This is a genomic window from Hydrocarboniphaga sp. FW305-C-57, assembly GCF_058783045.1.
Genome location: NZ_JBYSYG010000008.1, coordinates 124388 through 140407, shown reverse-complemented (window position 1 = coordinate 140407; position 16020 = coordinate 124388). Strand labels below are relative to the sequence as shown.

Below are 16020 nucleotides of genomic sequence, written 5' to 3'. Positions count from 1 at the left end.
GCCACAAGCCAAGGATCTACGGTGACCGCGAAGGCGGAGTGGACAGTTTCGCGATCAGTTCGCCCAGTCTGGGCAGCGGCCCTTCGTCGCTGAGCAGAGGGGCGTATGCCGGGTCCTGCAACAACCGCAGCAATGACCGGGGCTCGCCATCCACATATGCGGTTTGGCTTACCAGACGTACACCATGGCTGTAGTCGGCGTAGCGCTTGTCGTGCACGGTGCTCAGCGGCTGGATCGGCCGGCCATCAGGGCGATGCCAGCCGTAGATCGCCACCCGATCCGGCCGGCTCCAGAGCAGGCTCGTCAGCACGAGGTCCTTCTTGTCACCGGCCAATAGCGTGTCTCCTGCGGTCGTCCAGTTCGCTCGCTGCGCCTGCACCAGTTCGTTGTGGCGACGGTAATAGTGCGCCGAGCGCATCTCATCGCTCGCCGGAAGTGGTTGTGGGCTCAGCTTGATCGAGGACTGCCGGTAGATGGCATCGACGATCCGCCGAGTCGGCAGTAAAAAGCCGTAACGGCTCGCAACTTCCAGTGCCGTGGCGAGGCGCATCGGGATCAGCAACGGGTCCTCGTCGCTGCCGACGGCCAGATAGTCCGGCATGACGCACAAAGTGATCTCGTGCGCGGTGGCCGGGTCGCGCAAGCGCACGGGCTTGAGTCCGCGCAGTCCATTGGGCAGATCGCCGTCGAGCAGTGCAGCGCGGATGGCATCCTCGCGCGCGTCCTCGCCGAGGACTGAGATGGTTTGCAAGAAGACGCTACCCGAAGCGGCCGACATCGGGCGTGGAGGAATGGAGGCGGACAGTGTTTCTGCGCAGAAGGGCTCGGCCGCAATCGCTGCAAAGGTGAAAAACTGACAGCAGGCAAGCAGTAACAGACGCGCCAAACTCAGTGGAAGGTCGCGCCGAATCGTCGCGCCAGCGTGTCTTCTACTGCCTGCGCCACGCGACCGGAACCCGGTGGGCTGTGTCAATCACCGCTCCCGGAGTGGAAAGGAAATGAGGTCGGAATTGCGACATGACCGAGAAAGCATGATCGAGGGCCTGGAAACAGGAGGGGATCAGAATAGCCACTTCGCCATGGCAAGCATGCCATGCCGCCAAGGCAGGCGATGGGACACGCCGTGGCGGCCCTGATACTCCGCGTAGTGACCGAGATACCAGTCGTAGTTGTGAAGCAGCGCGACACGATTTGAGTAGCGCGGGGTGAAGTCTAATGCCTTTTCGATTTTCTCGGTCGATACCACACTCTCCTGTCCGGCTGACTCGTAAATCCAACGATAAAGCGGAGACAGGTGCAGAAATTCCAGCAGCCGCAAGATGGTGATCGCGGGGCCGAGGGGGAGCGCGATCACGTGTTTGCCGTGACCGGCCCGGTCGAGGACGGCCTGGATGTTCTCACGCATGCTTCCGAACTCGGTGGCGGCAACGTTGAAGGTTTCGTTGACATGCTCCGCGTCCTTCGTGAGGCAACGGTAGATCGCTTCGCAGAGATCTTCGACATCCAGTAGCTGATAGTGATTTTCGCCGGAGCCCAGCACGGGGAAATTGCGACCCTCCCTGGCCCAGCTGTACAGAAGCTCGAATGCGCCGAGGCGCTCGGGTCCGACGAAGCTCTTCGGCCGCAGGATGGATACGCAAAGGCCGAGTCGGCGAAAGTCGACACACAGCTTCTCGGCCTCGATCTTGGATTCGCCATAAGGCCCCACACCGCTCAGCGGGTCATCCTCCGCGATCGGATGGTGATCCGGAATGCCGTATACCGCAGTCGACGACAGGTAGACGAAACGGCCGACGTTGCCGCGCAAGGCCGCATCGAGCAGCAGCCGCGTGCCGTTGATTTCGGTCGAGAAGATTTCTTCGCGCGGGCTCAATGGCAGGGCCGCCGCCGCGTGCACGACCAGATCGATGTCGTGCATCGCCTCCTCGACCGCGACCGGATCGCGGATGTCGCCGAGAAGCGCTTCGACCCTGTCGCATTCCGGGTAGTCGAAGGGGGCGATGTCGAGCGAGCGCACGCGATGGCCGCGCGCCAGCAGATAGCGGCTCAGGTTGATGCCGAGAAATCCGGCTCCACCGGTGACCAGGATATGCATGGGGCCCTCCAGCTGCTCATGACAGGAACCCGGCATGCGCCTGGGTTCCCGTGGGTCCGTCGATATTGGGCAGCCGGGGGGCGGCATGCATTGATACTCATCAACATCCGGTCCGGTGGCTTTGCGCAGCCTGTCCTGCATCAATGCCGAACCGCGGCATTTCACATTCAATGGAGACCGGTCATCGTCGGATCACGCCATGCCACCTCGTTCCCGCTTCCACGTCCGGTACTGGATCATTGCGATCGTCGCCTTGCTGCTACTTCAGCTTTTTCTCAGCGCAAGCCGCCAGATACGCGTCGTTCCGTACAGTGAGTTCCGCCAGCTGCTGGAACAGAAGCAAATCTCCGAGGTCGCCGTATCGCCCAAAGTACTCGAAGGGCGGCTGACCCAGCCCAAGGACGGCGAACCGGCGCGGGTGTCGACACTCAGAGTGGATGCGGACGCGGCCCAATGGCTCGACAAAGCGGATGTGCGCTACTACGCGGTGCAGCAGGATGATTTCCTGTGGCAGCTGATCGGATGGGTCGCGCCCGCGGCGATCCTGTTGCTGCTGTGGCTCTACATCGCGCCCCGCATCGCGCAGCGGCAGTCGTTGGGCGGAGGGCTCATGGCCATCGGCAAGAGCAAGGCAAAGGTGTACGTCGAAACCGATACCAAGCTTACGTTCGCGGACGTTGCAGGCGTGGACGAGGTGAAGGCCGAGCTGCAGGAAGTCGTCAGCTTTCTCAAGGATCCGAAGCGCTACGGCAGGCTGGGCGCTCGATTGCCGAAGGGCATCCTGCTGGTCGGGCCGCCCGGCACCGGCAAGACGCTGCTCGCGCGTGCCGTGGCCGGCGAAGCCGGCGTACGGTTCTTCTCGATCAACGGATCGGAGTTCGTCGAAATGTTCGTCGGTGTCGGCGCCGCACGCGTACGCGATCTGTTCGAGCAGGCGCGCGCGCAATCGCCGGCGATCATCTTCATCGACGAACTGGACGCCTTGGGGCGTGCGCGCGGCGCCTATCCTTTCGGTGGGCACGACGAGAAGGAGCAGACGCTCAACCAGCTGCTGTCCGAGCTCGACGGCTTCGATCCCAGCGGTGGATTGGTGCTGCTGGCGGCGACCAACCGGCCCGAGATACTGGACCCGGCGCTGCTGCGCGCGGGCCGCTTCGATCGCCAGGTGCTGGTCGATCGGCCGGACAAGGTCGGGCGCGTGCAGATATTGAACGTGCACATGCGTAAAGTGCATCTCGACACCGGCGTCAAGGCCGAGCAGATCGCCGCGCTGACTCCGGGTTTCTCCGGTGCCGATCTCGCCAACCTGGTCAACGAAGCCGCGCTGCTGGCGACGCGTCGCGATGCCGGGGCCGTGGTGCAGGACGACTTCATCCAGGCGATCGAGCGCATCGTCGCAGGGCTCGAAAAAAAGAACCGCCTGCTGAACCCGGCGGAGCGTTCCTACGTGGCGTATCACGAGATCGGCCATGCCTTCGTCTCGCTCGCGCTCGCGAGTGGTGAGCATGTGCAGAAAGTATCGATCATTCCGCGCGGAGTCGGCTCGCTCGGCTACACCATCCGCCGGCCGACGGAAGACCGTTACCTGATGTCGCGCACCGAACTCGAGAACAAAATGGCGGTGCTGCTGGGCGGGCGGGCCGCAGAAGAGCTGGCCTTCAAGGATGTCTCGACCGGTGCGGCGGACGACCTGGTGAAGGCGACCGACATCGCACGCGCAATGGTGGCGCGGTACGGCATGGTGGAGGACATCGGGCCGGTCGTGTTCAAGGAGGAGGCGCATCCGGTACTCGACCAGCACGCCGGCCCCAGCGAAACCTACTTCGATCACGTGTCCGAGCAATCGCTGCAGAGCATCGATCGCGCCGTCAGCGTGCTGGTGAAGAGCGCGCATTCGCGAGCGGCCGAGCTGCTGAAGCAGCGTTGGCCCGCGGTCGAAGCCGCGGCTCATCGGCTTCTGGAACAGGAAACGATGAGCGAAGCCGAACTGCAAGCGCTGTTCTCCACCTCGTCCGAAAAGGCGGTTCCGTCCGGCTAGACCGAGCGCCGGCGTTCATGCCGGCCGTGGCACGCCGAGCGCGGGATTGCGCATGCAGTGGCGCTTCAGCCGCGCGCCACGCTCGCGCGAAAGCGCTGCAACGCCAGGACGTAGCAGGCAGCGCCGAGTCCGAGCAGCGTGAGCAGTTGCGGCCATACCGTGGTCCAGCCGGCACCGCGATACAGAATGGCTTGGGCGAACGAGACGAAATGCGTGGTCGGCGAGGCGAGCATGATCCGCTGGAGCAGCTCCGGCATCGATTCGCGCGGGGTGGAGCCACCCGACAGCATTTCCATCGGCAGCACGATGAGAATCATCAGCAGGCCGAGCTGCGGCATCGAGCGTGCGATGGTGGACAGCAGTATCCCCAGCGATGCCGAGGCGAACGCGTGCAGCGCGCAGCCAAACATGAACAGCGTCAGCGATCCGGTCACGGGAACCTGCAGCGCTGCGCGGATCACCAGGTTTACCGACAGCAGCACGCCGAGCAGGACCACGGCACCGCTGGCGAGCACTTTGGCCAGCATGATTTCGTTGGGACGCACCGGCATGACCAGTAGATGCTCCAGCGTGCCGTGTTCGCGCTCGCGCAGGACGGCGGCGCCGGCCAGGATGATCGACAGCAGGGTGACGTTGTTGACCAGTTCCATCACCGCAATGAATCGACCGCCGTCGAGATTGGGATTGAATTGGCTGCGAATGCGCAGGTCGACGTTCGCCCCCGCCGCGGAGCCGACGAAGCGCTTCATCTCGCGATCGACGATGCTCTGGATATAGCCCGCACCGAGCATCGTCTGCGACATCGCGGTGGCATCGAGATCGATCTGCAGGCGCGGGTCGCGGCCGTCGGCCAGATCGCGCTGGAAGCCGGCCGGAATGATCAGCACGAAGGTATAACGACCTTCCTCCATGAGGCGGTCGACCTCGTCGAAGCGAACGTAGTCGGCCGGCAGGAATTCCGGCGGAGCCAGCGCCTGTGCGATCGAGCGTGACAGCGGCGAGCGGTCTTCGTCGACGATCGCCAGGGGCGCACGTCGCATTTCCTGCCCGCCCGAGCGGCCAGCGATCCAGACGGCTCCCACCAGCGCGAACAGGACGAACGCGAGCAGGCCTTTGTCGGCCCAAAGACTGCGCCACTCCTTGAGCGTGAGCTGCCACAGCGGAAGCCAGGCGGCCCGGATCCCTTGCTGCCGATGCGAATCCAACGCGGGCTGGGCAGGGTTTCCCACGTTCAGCGCTCCTGCTTGCGCAGCAGCAGCACCGAGGCGGTGGTGATCGCCGGAATGAAAAGCGCGATCGGCAGCAACGCGGAGCGCACGTCCGCAAGCCCGAGGTTCTTGGCGAAGATGCCGCGCGAGACTTGCAGGAAGTAGGTGGTGGGAAACACTTTGGAGATCAGCGCGCCCGTGCCTTCGAGCGACGCCACCGGGTAGATCATTCCGGAGAACTGCATGGCAGGGATCATGGTTCCGATGGCGGCCGCCACCAGCGCCGCGATCTGGCTTCTGGTCAGTGTCGATACGAACAGCCCGATGCCTGTCGTGGCGATCAGATAGAGCGTCGTCGCCAGCCCCAGCGCCAGCAAATCGCCCTTGATCGGCACATGAAAGACGAAGACCGCCTGCAGGGCCAGCACGCAGGCGCTCAACAGCGATACCGCCACATAAGGCAATTGCTTGCCGATCAGGAATTCGAAACGCCGCGTGGGCGTCACGTAGAGGTTGGTGATCGAGCCGAGCTCCTTCTCGCGGACCACCGACAGCGCGATCAGAATCGCCGGAACGAATACGAGCAAGAGTGGAATCACCCCGGGCACCATCGCGTAGAGACTCTTGAACGCCTGGTTGTAGCGATAGCGCGGAGCCAGATCGCCGGTGCGGATGGAAGCGACGCCGTTCTCGGTATTCCGAGTCGCGAGCCATTTCGCATGCAAGCCCTGCAGATAGCCACGTATGACCTCTCCGCGGAAAGGCATCGCGCCATCGATGTAGGCGCCGACTTCGGTTGCACGGCCGCGACGCACGTCGCGGCCGAACCCGGACGGGATCTCGATGGCCAGGCTGATGCGTGCCGACTGCAAGGCCGCATCGAGATCGCGATTGCCGGACAGCGGAGCCTGCTCGAGGAAGTAGCGCGAGCCGGCGATCTGTTGAACGTAATCGCGGCTCTCGGGCGTGTGATCGCGATCGAGCACGGCGAAGCGCAAATCCTCCACGTCCATCGAAATGCCGTACCCGAGCACGAACATCAGCAGCACCGACCCTGCCAGGGCGAAGGTGAGACGGATGGGATCGCGCAGCAGCTCCAGCGTTTCGCGACGCGCGTGCGCCCAAAGCCGGCGCAGGCTGTTCACGGCGTCGGCACTGGTGCGCCGGCTCGCCGCCGATATGGCCGCCGCTTCCGGTGCCGTCGCCTCGCCCGCACCCGCGCTGCGAAGCCGCTGGACGAAGGCCTCCTCGAGGCTTGCCACGCCGTTGGCCTTGATCAGTGCGGCAGGCGTGTCACAGGCCAGGATGCGTCCGGCATGCATCAGGGCGACGCGGTCGCAGCGTTCGCCTTCGTTCATGAAATGGGTGGAGATGAAAATGGTCACGTGTTCTTCGCGTGCGAGCTGGCCGAGGAGCTCCCAGAAGCGATCGCGGGCGATCGGATCGACGCCGGAAGTGGGCTCGTCGAGAATCAGCACGTCCGGACGGTGGATCACCGCCACCGCGAGCGACAGGCGCTGGCGGATGCCCAGGGGCAGCGAGCCTGCGGTCGCATCGGCATGCTCCTGCAGCTCGAACTGGGCCAGCAGCTGTTCGCAGCGCTGACGGGTGGCCTCGGTATCGAGCAGAAACAAGCGCGCATGCAGGCGCAGATTCTGGCGCACCGACAGTTCGCCGTAGAGCGAGAACGATTGCGAGACATAGCCGACGCGCCGTCGCGTGCTGCGGTCGCCCGGTGCCAGCGGCTGGCCCAGCAGACGCGCCTGGCCGACGCTCGACGGAAGCAGGCCGCAGAGCATCTTGATCGTCGTCGTCTTGCCGCAGCCGTTGGAGCCGAGAAAGCCGAAGATTTCCCCACGCTCGACGCGCAGGCTGACGTCGTCCACGGCCAGGAAGCTGCCGAAGCGCTTGCTCAGCCCGCTGGCTTCGATCGCCGGCTGGTCCCCGTCCGCCGGTCTCGGCGGAATGCTGAAGCGATGATGGCGGCTGCGCACCGCCTCCGGCAGCAGAGCGATGAATGCCTCGTCGAGATTGTCCGTGCCGGTGCGGTCACACAACTCGCGCGGTGCGCCCCGAGCCAGGATGCGCCCCGCATGCAAGGCCAGGAGCTGGCCGAAGCGCTCCGCCTCGCCGATGTAGGCGGTCGAAACCAGCACGCTCATTTGCGGGCGTCTCGTGCGGATGCGCTCGATCAACTCCCAGAACTGCAGTCTCGACAGCGGATCCACTCCGGTAGTGGGTTCATCGAGGATCAGCAGGTCGGGGTCGTGTACCAGCGAGCAGCACAGACCCAGTTTCTGTTTCATGCCGCCGGAGAGCTTGCCTGCCGGGCGATCATCGAAGCCGCTCAGGTTGGTCGCCGCCAGCAACTCGTCGATGCGCCTGCGGCGCACATCCGGCGGATGCCCGAACAGGCGTGCGAAGAAGTCGATGTTGTCGCGTACCGACAGCGAGGCGTAGAGATTGCGGCCCAGGCCTTGCGGCATGTAGGCGATGCATGGCGCCACGCTACGGCGATACGACGCGGAGCGCATCGAGCCGCCGAGTACCGAGACGTCTCCGGTCTGCAGCCGCCGCGCTCCGGCGATCAGCGACAGCAAGGTCGATTTGCCGACGCCGTCCGGTCCGATCAGGCCTAGTATCTGGCCGGCCGGAAGTTCGAGGCTCACTCCCTGCAGTGCGAGCACACCGCCGTAACGGTGGGAGACCCCGTCGCAGCGAACGACGATCCCGTTCACGGAGGCAGCTTCACGGCCAGCGGTGCCGGCCACGCCGTCTCCGTGCGAGTGCGGACATAGGCCAGGCCGGGCATGCCGGGTTTGACGCGCGAGGAGTACCGCCGAAGCAGCTCGCGATCGATCTGTACCTTGACGCGGAACATCAGCTTGTCACGCTCGCTGCGGGTTTCCACTTCCTTGGGCGTGAATTGCGCTTCGGGAGAAACGAAGGACACGCGGGCCGGAAACACGTAGGCGTCGGCTGCATCGAGCACGACCCGGGCCTCGGCTCCGACCGAGAGCCGGCCGACCTGATCGGTGGGCAGGAACACGGTGATGAACACGTCGCTGAGGTCGAGTACGGTGGCCACGCGGCCACCGACGGCGAGCACTTCGCCGGGCTCGGCGAGCCGATACAGAACACGGCCGTCCACCGGGGCGCGCAGCTCCGCTTCGTCGAGATAGGTCTGGATCCGCCGTACCGTCGCGGCGCTGGCTTCCATCGTCGCCTGCGCGGCGGTGACCTGCGCCCGCGCCGCGCGAACGGCCACGCTGGCGGCGACGTCGCTGGTGCGTGCGCGATCCAGCTGCTCGGTGGAAACCGCCAACAGCTTGTGCAGACGGTCGGCACGCCCCAATTCGAGTTGCGCGAGCGCGCGTTCGGACTCGCGTTGCCGCACCATCACGCTGGCGCTTTCGGCGGCTGCGGCGGCCTGCCGCCGCTGCGCCTGTGCCTCCTCGAGCTGGGCGAGGAGTTCGGCGGTATCGATACGGCCGACGATCTGACCGGCGCGCACTTCATCGCCTTCGGTGATCGTCAGATCCGCGAGTCGCCCGGCGATACGCGTGGCGATGTCGTATTCGCGCGCTTCCAGTCGCCCGTTGCCGCTTTCGATTCCGTCCACGAGTACCGACTGCGGCTCACGCTGCCAGGCGCGAGTGACGATTCCGGCGGTGATGGCGACGACGGCGATCGCGATCGCCGCGGCGGCCAGGACCCACATCAGCAGTGCATGGCTTTTTTTGATGACACGACTCCGATCATGCGCAGTCGTAGCATCGCGTGGGCCCGTGCCGCGCTCATTGATCTCCATCAAGTCGCGCGGCCGGGCCGGAGTCGCTTCGAAGGCTCAGCTTCCCGGGCCGGCCGGATCGCCGTCTCGGGCCGCAGCGTAGAAGCGTCGCTTCGCGAGTTCGGAGGCGAGAGCGTAGAGCAGGGTGATCAGCAGCAGGGTCGCCAGCAGGGACGCGGGTAGCGGCACCAGTCCGAACCAGTCCGCCACAGGCGAGGAGTAGGGCAGGGCGATGGCCAATGCGGCGATCACCAGCGACGCCAGCGTCAGCCAGCGGCCGGCCCGGCTGCGATACAGCGGCCGATGGGTGCGCACCACGAAGATGATCAGCAGCTCGGTCAAGAGCGACTCCACGAACCAGCCGGTGCGGAACAGCTCGGGCACGTGATCGGCCATCTTCAGGAGCACGGTGAAGGTGAGCAGGTCGAACAGCGTGCTGATCAGGCCGAAAACGATCATGAAATCGCGCACCAGGCGGATGTCCCAGCGATGCGGCGTGGATTCCCACTCCGCATCGACGTTGTCGCTGGCGATGCCGATGGCGGGAATGTCGGAGAGGAAATTGTTGAGCAGGATCTGAGTGGCCAGCATCGGCAGGAACGGCAGGAACAGCGTGGCGATGGCCATGCTGATCATGTTGCCGAAGTTCGCGCTGGTGGTGATGAAAATGTACTTGAGCGTGTTCGCGAAGGTCCGCCGGCCTTCCTCGATGCCTTGGCGCAGGACGTCGAGATCGTGCTCCAGCAGCACGATGTCCGCGGCTTCCTTGGCCACGTCCACGGCGTTGTCGACGGAGACGCCGACATCCGCGGTATGCAGCGCCGGAGCGTCGTTGATTCCGTCGCCCATGTATCCGACCACCCGACCGCTACGCCGCAGGGCGAGGATGATGCGCTCCTTCTGGTTGGGGTCCACCTCGGCGAACACCGCGGTCTTCGGCGCCAGGTGCCACAGCGCCTCGTCCTTCATCTCGTCGAGCTCGCCGCCCGTGAGCACCTGCGGTTGCGTCATGCCCACGGCCTCGGCGACATGGGCGGCGACCCAGCGGTTGTCGCCGGTGATGATCTTCACCTCCACGCCCAGCGCCGAAAGCGCCGACAGGACCGGCGCAACGCCGGGCTCCGGAGGATCGAGAAACAGCAGGAAACCCGCGAAGCTCATTTCCCGCTCGTCTGCGCGGCCGTATCTGGGTTGTTCGGGCAGCGTCCGGGTTGCGATGCCGAGCACGCGATATCCCTGCAGGCTCCAGCGTGTGTAACGCTCGCGGATGGCGGCGATCCGTGAGGCATCGAGCGCTTGCGGGACATCGGCTTCCTGCACGCTGGTGCAGATGGAAAGCACATTGTCGAGCGCGCCCTTGCAGATGAGCTGTGCCTGGCCATCGGCCGTGCGCAACGCCACGCTCAAGCGCTTGCGCACGAAATCGTAGGGAATCTCGTCGAGCTTTCGCCGCGTGTCGATCTGCAAGCCACGAGCGGAGGCGGTGTCGACCACCGCCTGATCGAGCGCGTTCGGCAGGCCGGTCTGCAGGGCCGCGTTGGCCAGGGCGATCTCCAGCACGGCCGGGCTGTCGTGGCCCTGTGCGTCGAGCGTGGCGTCGAGCTGAACGATTCCGCGCGTGAGCGTGCCGGTCTTGTCGGTGCACAGAACGTTCATGGAGCCGAGGTTTTCGATGGCGTTGAGGCGGCGCACGATCACGCCTCGATGCGCCATGCGCTGCGCACCCTTGGACAAGGTCGCCGCGAGGATCGCAGGCAGCAACTCGGGCGAAAGACCGACCGCGAGCGCGACCGCGAACAGCAGCGTCTCGAAAGCGGGCCGCTCCAACAGAATGTTGACGGCCAGTACCGCCAGCACGACCAGCACCATGATCTGAAGCAACAGGTGGCCGAAACGGCGCAAGCCGAGTTCGAAGTCGGTCTCCGGTGGCGGCCGCGTCAGCTTCCGGGCGATACGACCGAGTTCGGTATCCGCTCCGCAACGCACGGCGAGCATGATCGCGGTACCGCTACGCAGCGACGTTCCGGCGTACAAGCACTGGGTTCGACCGCTCAATGCAGTCGCTGCCGCCACGGTGCCAGGCTGTTTCTCCACCGGGAAGGTTTCCCCGGTGAGCAACGCCTGCATCACGAAGCAGTCCTTGGCTTCCAGGACCACGCCGTCGGCCGGAATCAAGCTGCCTGCGGCGAGTTCCACGATGTCGCCGGGAACCACCTCATCGCTCGTGACTTCGTGCACCTGGCCCTCCCGGCGCACACGAGTTCTTGCGGCGATGCGCTGGCGCAATGCGGCAACTGCCTGGGTCGCCCGATGTTCGTGCCAGCTGCCCAACATGGTGCTTACGATGACGATGCCGAGCACGATGCCGGCATCAATCCACTCGCGCGCCAGCAGCGCGACCAGAGCGCCGAAGATCAGGATCAGCAACAAAGGGCTGGCCAGCGTCCTCAGCGTACGACCTATGAAGGCGAGCGCCGCGGCGCCATGCTGCGGCGATTCTCGGGGGCGTGCGGAACGCTTGGCGGCCGCCTGAGCCAGGCTCAGTCCACCCGGCTTGGTATCCAGTGAGGCCAGCAGTTGTTCGGCTGGCAGACTCCAGTAAGCGCCAGGACCGTCAGCCGGCTGTGCCGCTTCAGTGCGCTTCATCGCGCAACATCGTCTCAAGTTCGCCTTCGAAAGCCTCGACCACACGGTGGGGTTCGGCAATGACGTTGCGATCACAGCACAAGCCCAGCGTCAGGGCGCCCGCATAGCTCAGCAGGCTGATGCCGATGCCGACGTCTCCTGTTTGCGGAGGCCAGAACACCATCTGACGAATACGTGCCCCGCAGAACCGAAGCTCGTCCGTCGGGCCCGGAAGATTCGACACCACCGCAGCAGCCTTGCCTGCCACGAAGCGCACCAGGCGCTTCTCCAGAGCGGCCGGAAGCTGGCCGATCGCGGCGAGGCTCAGCAACATCGCACGAGCTTCGCCCGATTGCTTGAGTCGCCGCATGCGGCGACTGACTTCGGCGAGACGCTGCGCTCGATCCTTGATGCCGATAGGCAGATCCAGCAGCACCAAGCCGAAACAATTGCCCAGATGGTCGTCGTTCGCCTGCCGCAAATTGACCGGAATCGAGACGCGCAGCGTTTGATGACTCGGGATGGGGCCTCGCTCTTGAAGGTGACGGCCGATCGCGCCGGCCAATGTCGAGAGGAACACGTCGTTGACGCTCGTGCTCAACTTGTGTGCGAGGCCATGTACGGGTTGCAGCGGGATCGGCCTGCTCCAGTCGACCACGCGGCTCCCGGACAACGCGATACGGAACGCCTGTGGATTGCGGTCGGGTAATGCGAGCACGCGTCCGATAGCGAATGCTCCCTTGCCGACGTCCCGGATCAGGGGCAGGGCTTGCCAGGGTTGCTGGCGCAACAACTCGTAGGCGGCATTCCACCGCTCGGTCGTGCGATTCAGGGCTTCCAGTCGATCGATCAGTGGCCCCAGCGCTCCCGCGCGAGGCGTCCGACGCGCAGCGGCGCCGTCTAGGGATGACGTTGTAAGGGGCCCGTCTCCATCAACGATTTTCAACAGCATGCGCAGCAGTGAGATGCCATCTGCCATCGCATGATGGGCCCGGAACAGGACGCTGACACGGCTGCGGCCATGGGCGAACAGGTGCAGGCGCCACAGCGGATGCTTGCGATCGAGTGCTTTGCTCATCTCTTCGGAGATGGCGTCGAGCAGTCGGGCATGCTGGTCGCCGGAACTCATCCGATATATCGGCAGGTGATAGTCCCAGTCGAGATCCGGATGGGCTTTCCAGCGCGCCGGCGTGCAGCTGTCATCGGCGCATTGAACGAATCGTTCGTGCGCACTCAGTCGCTCGGCCAAGGTCCGACGAAGCCGACGAAGGTCGTGTACCTGATCGAGTTCGATCATGGCGCCGACGATCATCGGATTGCGCGGCGCATCCATCTCCAGCCACGCCCGGTCCGTGGCGCTCATTCTCTCGTCGGCTGCGATATGTCCGGTGCGTGATTCGTGCGCGCCGGCACGTACCTTCGGCGCAGGCAGGCTCCTGGACTGATGTGAGCGCCTGCGTCGGCCGGAGCGGTTGTCAGCGACCATGAAATTCTCCGATCGAGGGCTCCTGTCCGAGCATCTCGGGCGTCACGAGGGTGATCCCGCCTTCGCTGACTTCGAAGCGGGAACGATCGTCCGCTTCGTTGTGGCCGATGACGGTTCCCGATGGAATTTCACAACCGCTTTCGATCACCGCGCGCCGGATGCGGGAGCGTGGTCCGATGCGCACCTCTGGAAGAATCACGCATTCGTCGATCTCCGCCCCCTCTTCGACGCGAGAGAACGGAAACAGCAGCGAGCGCTCGACGAGCCCGCCGGAGATCACGCAACCACCCGCGATCATCGAATCGACGGCCATGCCGCGTCGATCGCGTTCGTTGAGGATGAATTTTGCCGGCGGTGCCTGGACCTGATAGGTCCAGATCGGCCAGTGACGATCGTAGACGTTGAGCGCGGGCGTCACCTGGGTGAGTTCGAGGTTCGCTCTCCAATAGGAATCGAGGGTCCCGACGTCTCTCCAGTATCCCAGGGCGTTGCCGGCCAGATCGCGGAATGGAAACGCATACACCGCATCGTCGTTGGACAGCGCGTCGGGTATTACATCGTGACCGAAGTCGTGACTGGATTCCGCGCGGTCGCGATCGCGCGCAAGGATGCGCAGCAAGAAGTCGGTGTTGAAGACGTACACACCCATCGAAGCGAGCGCCCGGTCTGGCCGAGCTGGAATCGGCGGTGGAACCTCCGGCTTTTCGCGAAAGTCGATGACGCGGCCGGCCCCGTCGGTATGCATCACGCCGAACGCCCGGGCTTCGGCCAGCGGCACCTCGATGCAGGCTACGGTCACGTCCGCCTGGCGATCGACGTGATATCCGAGCATAGCGCCGTAATCCATCTTGTAGACGTGGTCGCCGCCGAGTATGAGCACGAACTGAGGGGCATGCGCCTCGATGAAATCCAGGTTCTGGAAAACGGCATCCGCCGTACCTTCGTACCACCCCGGCCCGGTTCTTTGCTGGGCCGGTAGCACATCGACGAATTCGTAGAATTCGCGCGGCAGGAAGTTCCAGGCGCCGTGCAAGTGGGTGATCAGGGATTGCGCCTTGTACTGGGTGAGCACCCCGACGCGGCGGATTCCGGAATTGATGCAGTTCGACAGCGGAAAGTCGATGAGCCGGTACTTCCCACCGAATGGAACCGCAGGTTTGACGCGGTGATGCGTCAATGCACCGAGTCGCGTGCCGCGGCCTCCTGCCAGCACAAGGGCCAGGGTGTCACGCGTGAGCAGACCGGCAAATCGCGGCTGAGCTGTGAAACCCGTCGATGTCATCGCAGCCAATCCGCTCTCAGCTGTTGGCACTCCTCATACCAGCGACAAGCGTTGCTGTCACAGTAGCGTCGATCCGATGCGAAGCAGGGTTCGCCGCCGGATTGCAGTTGCTCCATCCGGATTTGCCAGCGCCGCTGCGTTCGCTGCAACGCCGACGCACAGGTCGCCGAATGCTTGATTTGAGCGTCTTGATGCTTCGTCGGCACTGGAGAACGACGTGCCGCGATGGGCGCGTTCTGCGTTGTCGAACGCTTGACGTTCGTCGATGCGACGGGCGACGGTCGCTCGATCTCGCGATAGTGGTTCAAGAATTTCTCCTTCCGGTAAAGAAAGCCGCTCCTCTCAAGATGGAAAGTTCGCGAGATTCGCGCATTGACCGGCGTCAACAGCAAGCGGCCCGGCAGTGTCGGGCCCCGTGCGATCGAGTGTCTTTGTGAGCGATCTAACACAAGCTGCCCAAACGCTGCGCTCAAGCCCCATTTCGTTGACTTGCGTCAATTTCGGCGACTTGGTTTGGCGAAAAGAATCGGTCCCCGGCGGCAGGAACGCCGCATCACGATGGAGCAGTGGGATGAAATCCGATATCGAATTGAAAAAGGACGTAGAAGCGGAACTCCAATGGGATCCGCAGATCAATGCGGCGACGGTCGGTGTCGAAGTCAAAGACGGCATCGTCACCCTGGAGGGAAAGGTGCGCAGTTATGCCGAGAAGTTCGCGGCCGAACGGGCGGCTCAGCGCATACAGGGCGTCAAGGGCATCGCACTGGAACTCCACGTCTCCGTGCCCGGCAGCAGTCGCCGCGACGATGCCGATATCGCCAAGGCGGCGCGCGACGCGCTGCATTGGAACAGTCTGGTGCCGGACGAAAGGATCAAGGTGCTCGTGGAAGACGGATTCGTAACCCTTTCGGGAGAGGTCGAGTGGCTGTACGAGAAAACGGCATCGGAAGCCGCCGTGCGCCCGTTGACGGCGGTGCGCGCCGTCATCAACAACATCGTCGTCAAGCCGAAGGCGAAACCCGAAAACGTCAAGGAAAAGATCGAAGCGGCGCTGCGTCGAATGGCCGAGAGCGAAATCAAGAACGTGCAGGTTTCCGTCGACGGCGGCAAGGTCACGCTTGACGGTCGTGTCCACTCTTACCACGAGCGGCAACTGGTGGAGGGCGCGGCCTGGGCTGCTCCGGGCGTGTTCTCGGTCGTAGACCATCTGCGCATCGGTTGATTCCCGGGCCCCGGTGGCAGAGGGGCGAAGGCGGGATTCGCTCCGCCACCTCCGCCATGCTCGGGAGGCGCGTGTTTTCTCGGTGTTCGTTCCATGCAACGGCAGCCGGAAGCTGCACGTCGACGCGGGACGGAAGCAGAAGTCCACAAGGCGTTTCGGTGCTCTATCGTACCGACCGCCTATGTGTGGTGATGCAAGCTTGGTTCATCACCATGCAGCGGATGCCGAGAGTCAATGCCGGAACTCAGGCTTTCACTTGTTCGAAGAGACGACT

General features: G+C 64.3%; 11 protein-coding genes. 2 read left to right on the top strand and 9 right to left on the bottom strand.

Features of this window, described 5'->3' with window-relative positions; all coding sequences use genetic code 11:
* Window positions 1-16: 16 nt before the first annotated feature.
* Both AC3WUM_RS16925 and AC3WUM_RS16920 read right to left on the bottom strand, forming a co-directional pair.
* The gene (locus tag AC3WUM_RS16925; RefSeq protein ID WP_492411583.1) at window positions 17-973 is read right to left on the bottom strand and encodes a hypothetical protein; all 957 of its coding nucleotides are present in this window, start codon (window positions 971-973) and stop codon (window positions 17-19) included.
* A gap of 87 nt (window positions 974-1060) precedes the next feature.
* Window positions 1061-2095, bottom strand: a complete 1035-nt coding sequence (locus tag AC3WUM_RS16920) for an NAD-dependent epimerase/dehydratase family protein (RefSeq protein ID WP_492411581.1) — start codon at window positions 2093-2095, stop codon at window positions 1061-1063.
* 199 nt (window positions 2096-2294) lie between these two features.
* Here AC3WUM_RS16920 and ftsH point away from each other — a divergent pair, with 199 nt between their 5' ends.
* Window positions 2295-4133, top strand: a complete 1839-nt coding sequence (gene ftsH / locus AC3WUM_RS16915; RefSeq protein ID WP_492411580.1) for an ATP-dependent zinc metalloprotease FtsH — start codon at window positions 2295-2297, stop codon at window positions 4131-4133.
* Window positions 4134-4198: 65 nt separating this feature from the next.
* Here ftsH and AC3WUM_RS16910 read toward each other — a convergent pair whose 3' ends face one another.
* The 7 genes from AC3WUM_RS16910 to AC3WUM_RS16880 all read right to left on the bottom strand — a co-directional run bounded on the left by AC3WUM_RS16910 (window position 4199) and on the right by AC3WUM_RS16880 (window position 14832).
* Complete coding sequence (locus tag AC3WUM_RS16910) at window positions 4199-5314, bottom strand: ABC transporter permease (RefSeq protein WP_492411721.1); 1116 nt, start codon at window positions 5312-5314, stop codon at window positions 4199-4201.
* Between the two features lie 50 nt (window positions 5315-5364).
* Window positions 5365-8079, bottom strand: coding sequence for a ribosome-associated ATPase/putative transporter RbbA (gene rbbA / locus AC3WUM_RS16905; RefSeq protein ID WP_492411578.1), 2715 nt, complete (start codon window positions 8077-8079; stop codon window positions 5365-5367).
* Entirely contained in the window at window positions 8076-9062 is a 987-nt protein-coding gene (locus AC3WUM_RS16900) for an HlyD family secretion protein (RefSeq protein WP_492411577.1), read from the bottom strand. The genes rbbA and AC3WUM_RS16900 overlap by 4 nt, the downstream gene beginning before the upstream one ends.
* 126 nt (window positions 9063-9188) lie before the next feature.
* A complete protein-coding gene (mgtA, locus tag AC3WUM_RS16895; RefSeq protein WP_492411720.1) occupies window positions 9189-11822 on the bottom strand; it encodes a magnesium-translocating P-type ATPase in 2634 nt (877 codons plus the stop codon).
* Entirely contained in the window at window positions 11764-13242 is a 1479-nt protein-coding gene (locus tag AC3WUM_RS16890) for a WS/DGAT domain-containing protein (protein ID WP_492411575.1), read from the bottom strand. Before AC3WUM_RS16890 ends, mgtA begins: the two co-directional genes overlap by 59 nt.
* Window positions 13232-14524, bottom strand: a complete 1293-nt coding sequence (gene glgC / locus AC3WUM_RS16885) for a glucose-1-phosphate adenylyltransferase (protein WP_492411574.1) — start codon at window positions 14522-14524, stop codon at window positions 13232-13234. Before glgC ends, AC3WUM_RS16890 begins: the two co-directional genes overlap by 11 nt.
* The gene (locus tag AC3WUM_RS16880) at window positions 14521-14832 is read right to left on the bottom strand and encodes a hypothetical protein (protein WP_492411572.1); all 312 of its coding nucleotides are present in this window, start codon (window positions 14830-14832) and stop codon (window positions 14521-14523) included. The genes glgC and AC3WUM_RS16880 overlap by 4 nt, the downstream gene beginning before the upstream one ends.
* A 263-nt stretch (window positions 14833-15095) precedes the next feature.
* Here AC3WUM_RS16880 and AC3WUM_RS16875 point away from each other — a divergent pair, with 263 nt between their 5' ends.
* A complete protein-coding gene (locus AC3WUM_RS16875; RefSeq protein ID WP_492411570.1) occupies window positions 15096-15746 on the top strand; it encodes a BON domain-containing protein in 651 nt (216 codons plus the stop codon).
* The last annotated feature ends 274 nt before the right edge of the window (window positions 15747-16020 follow it).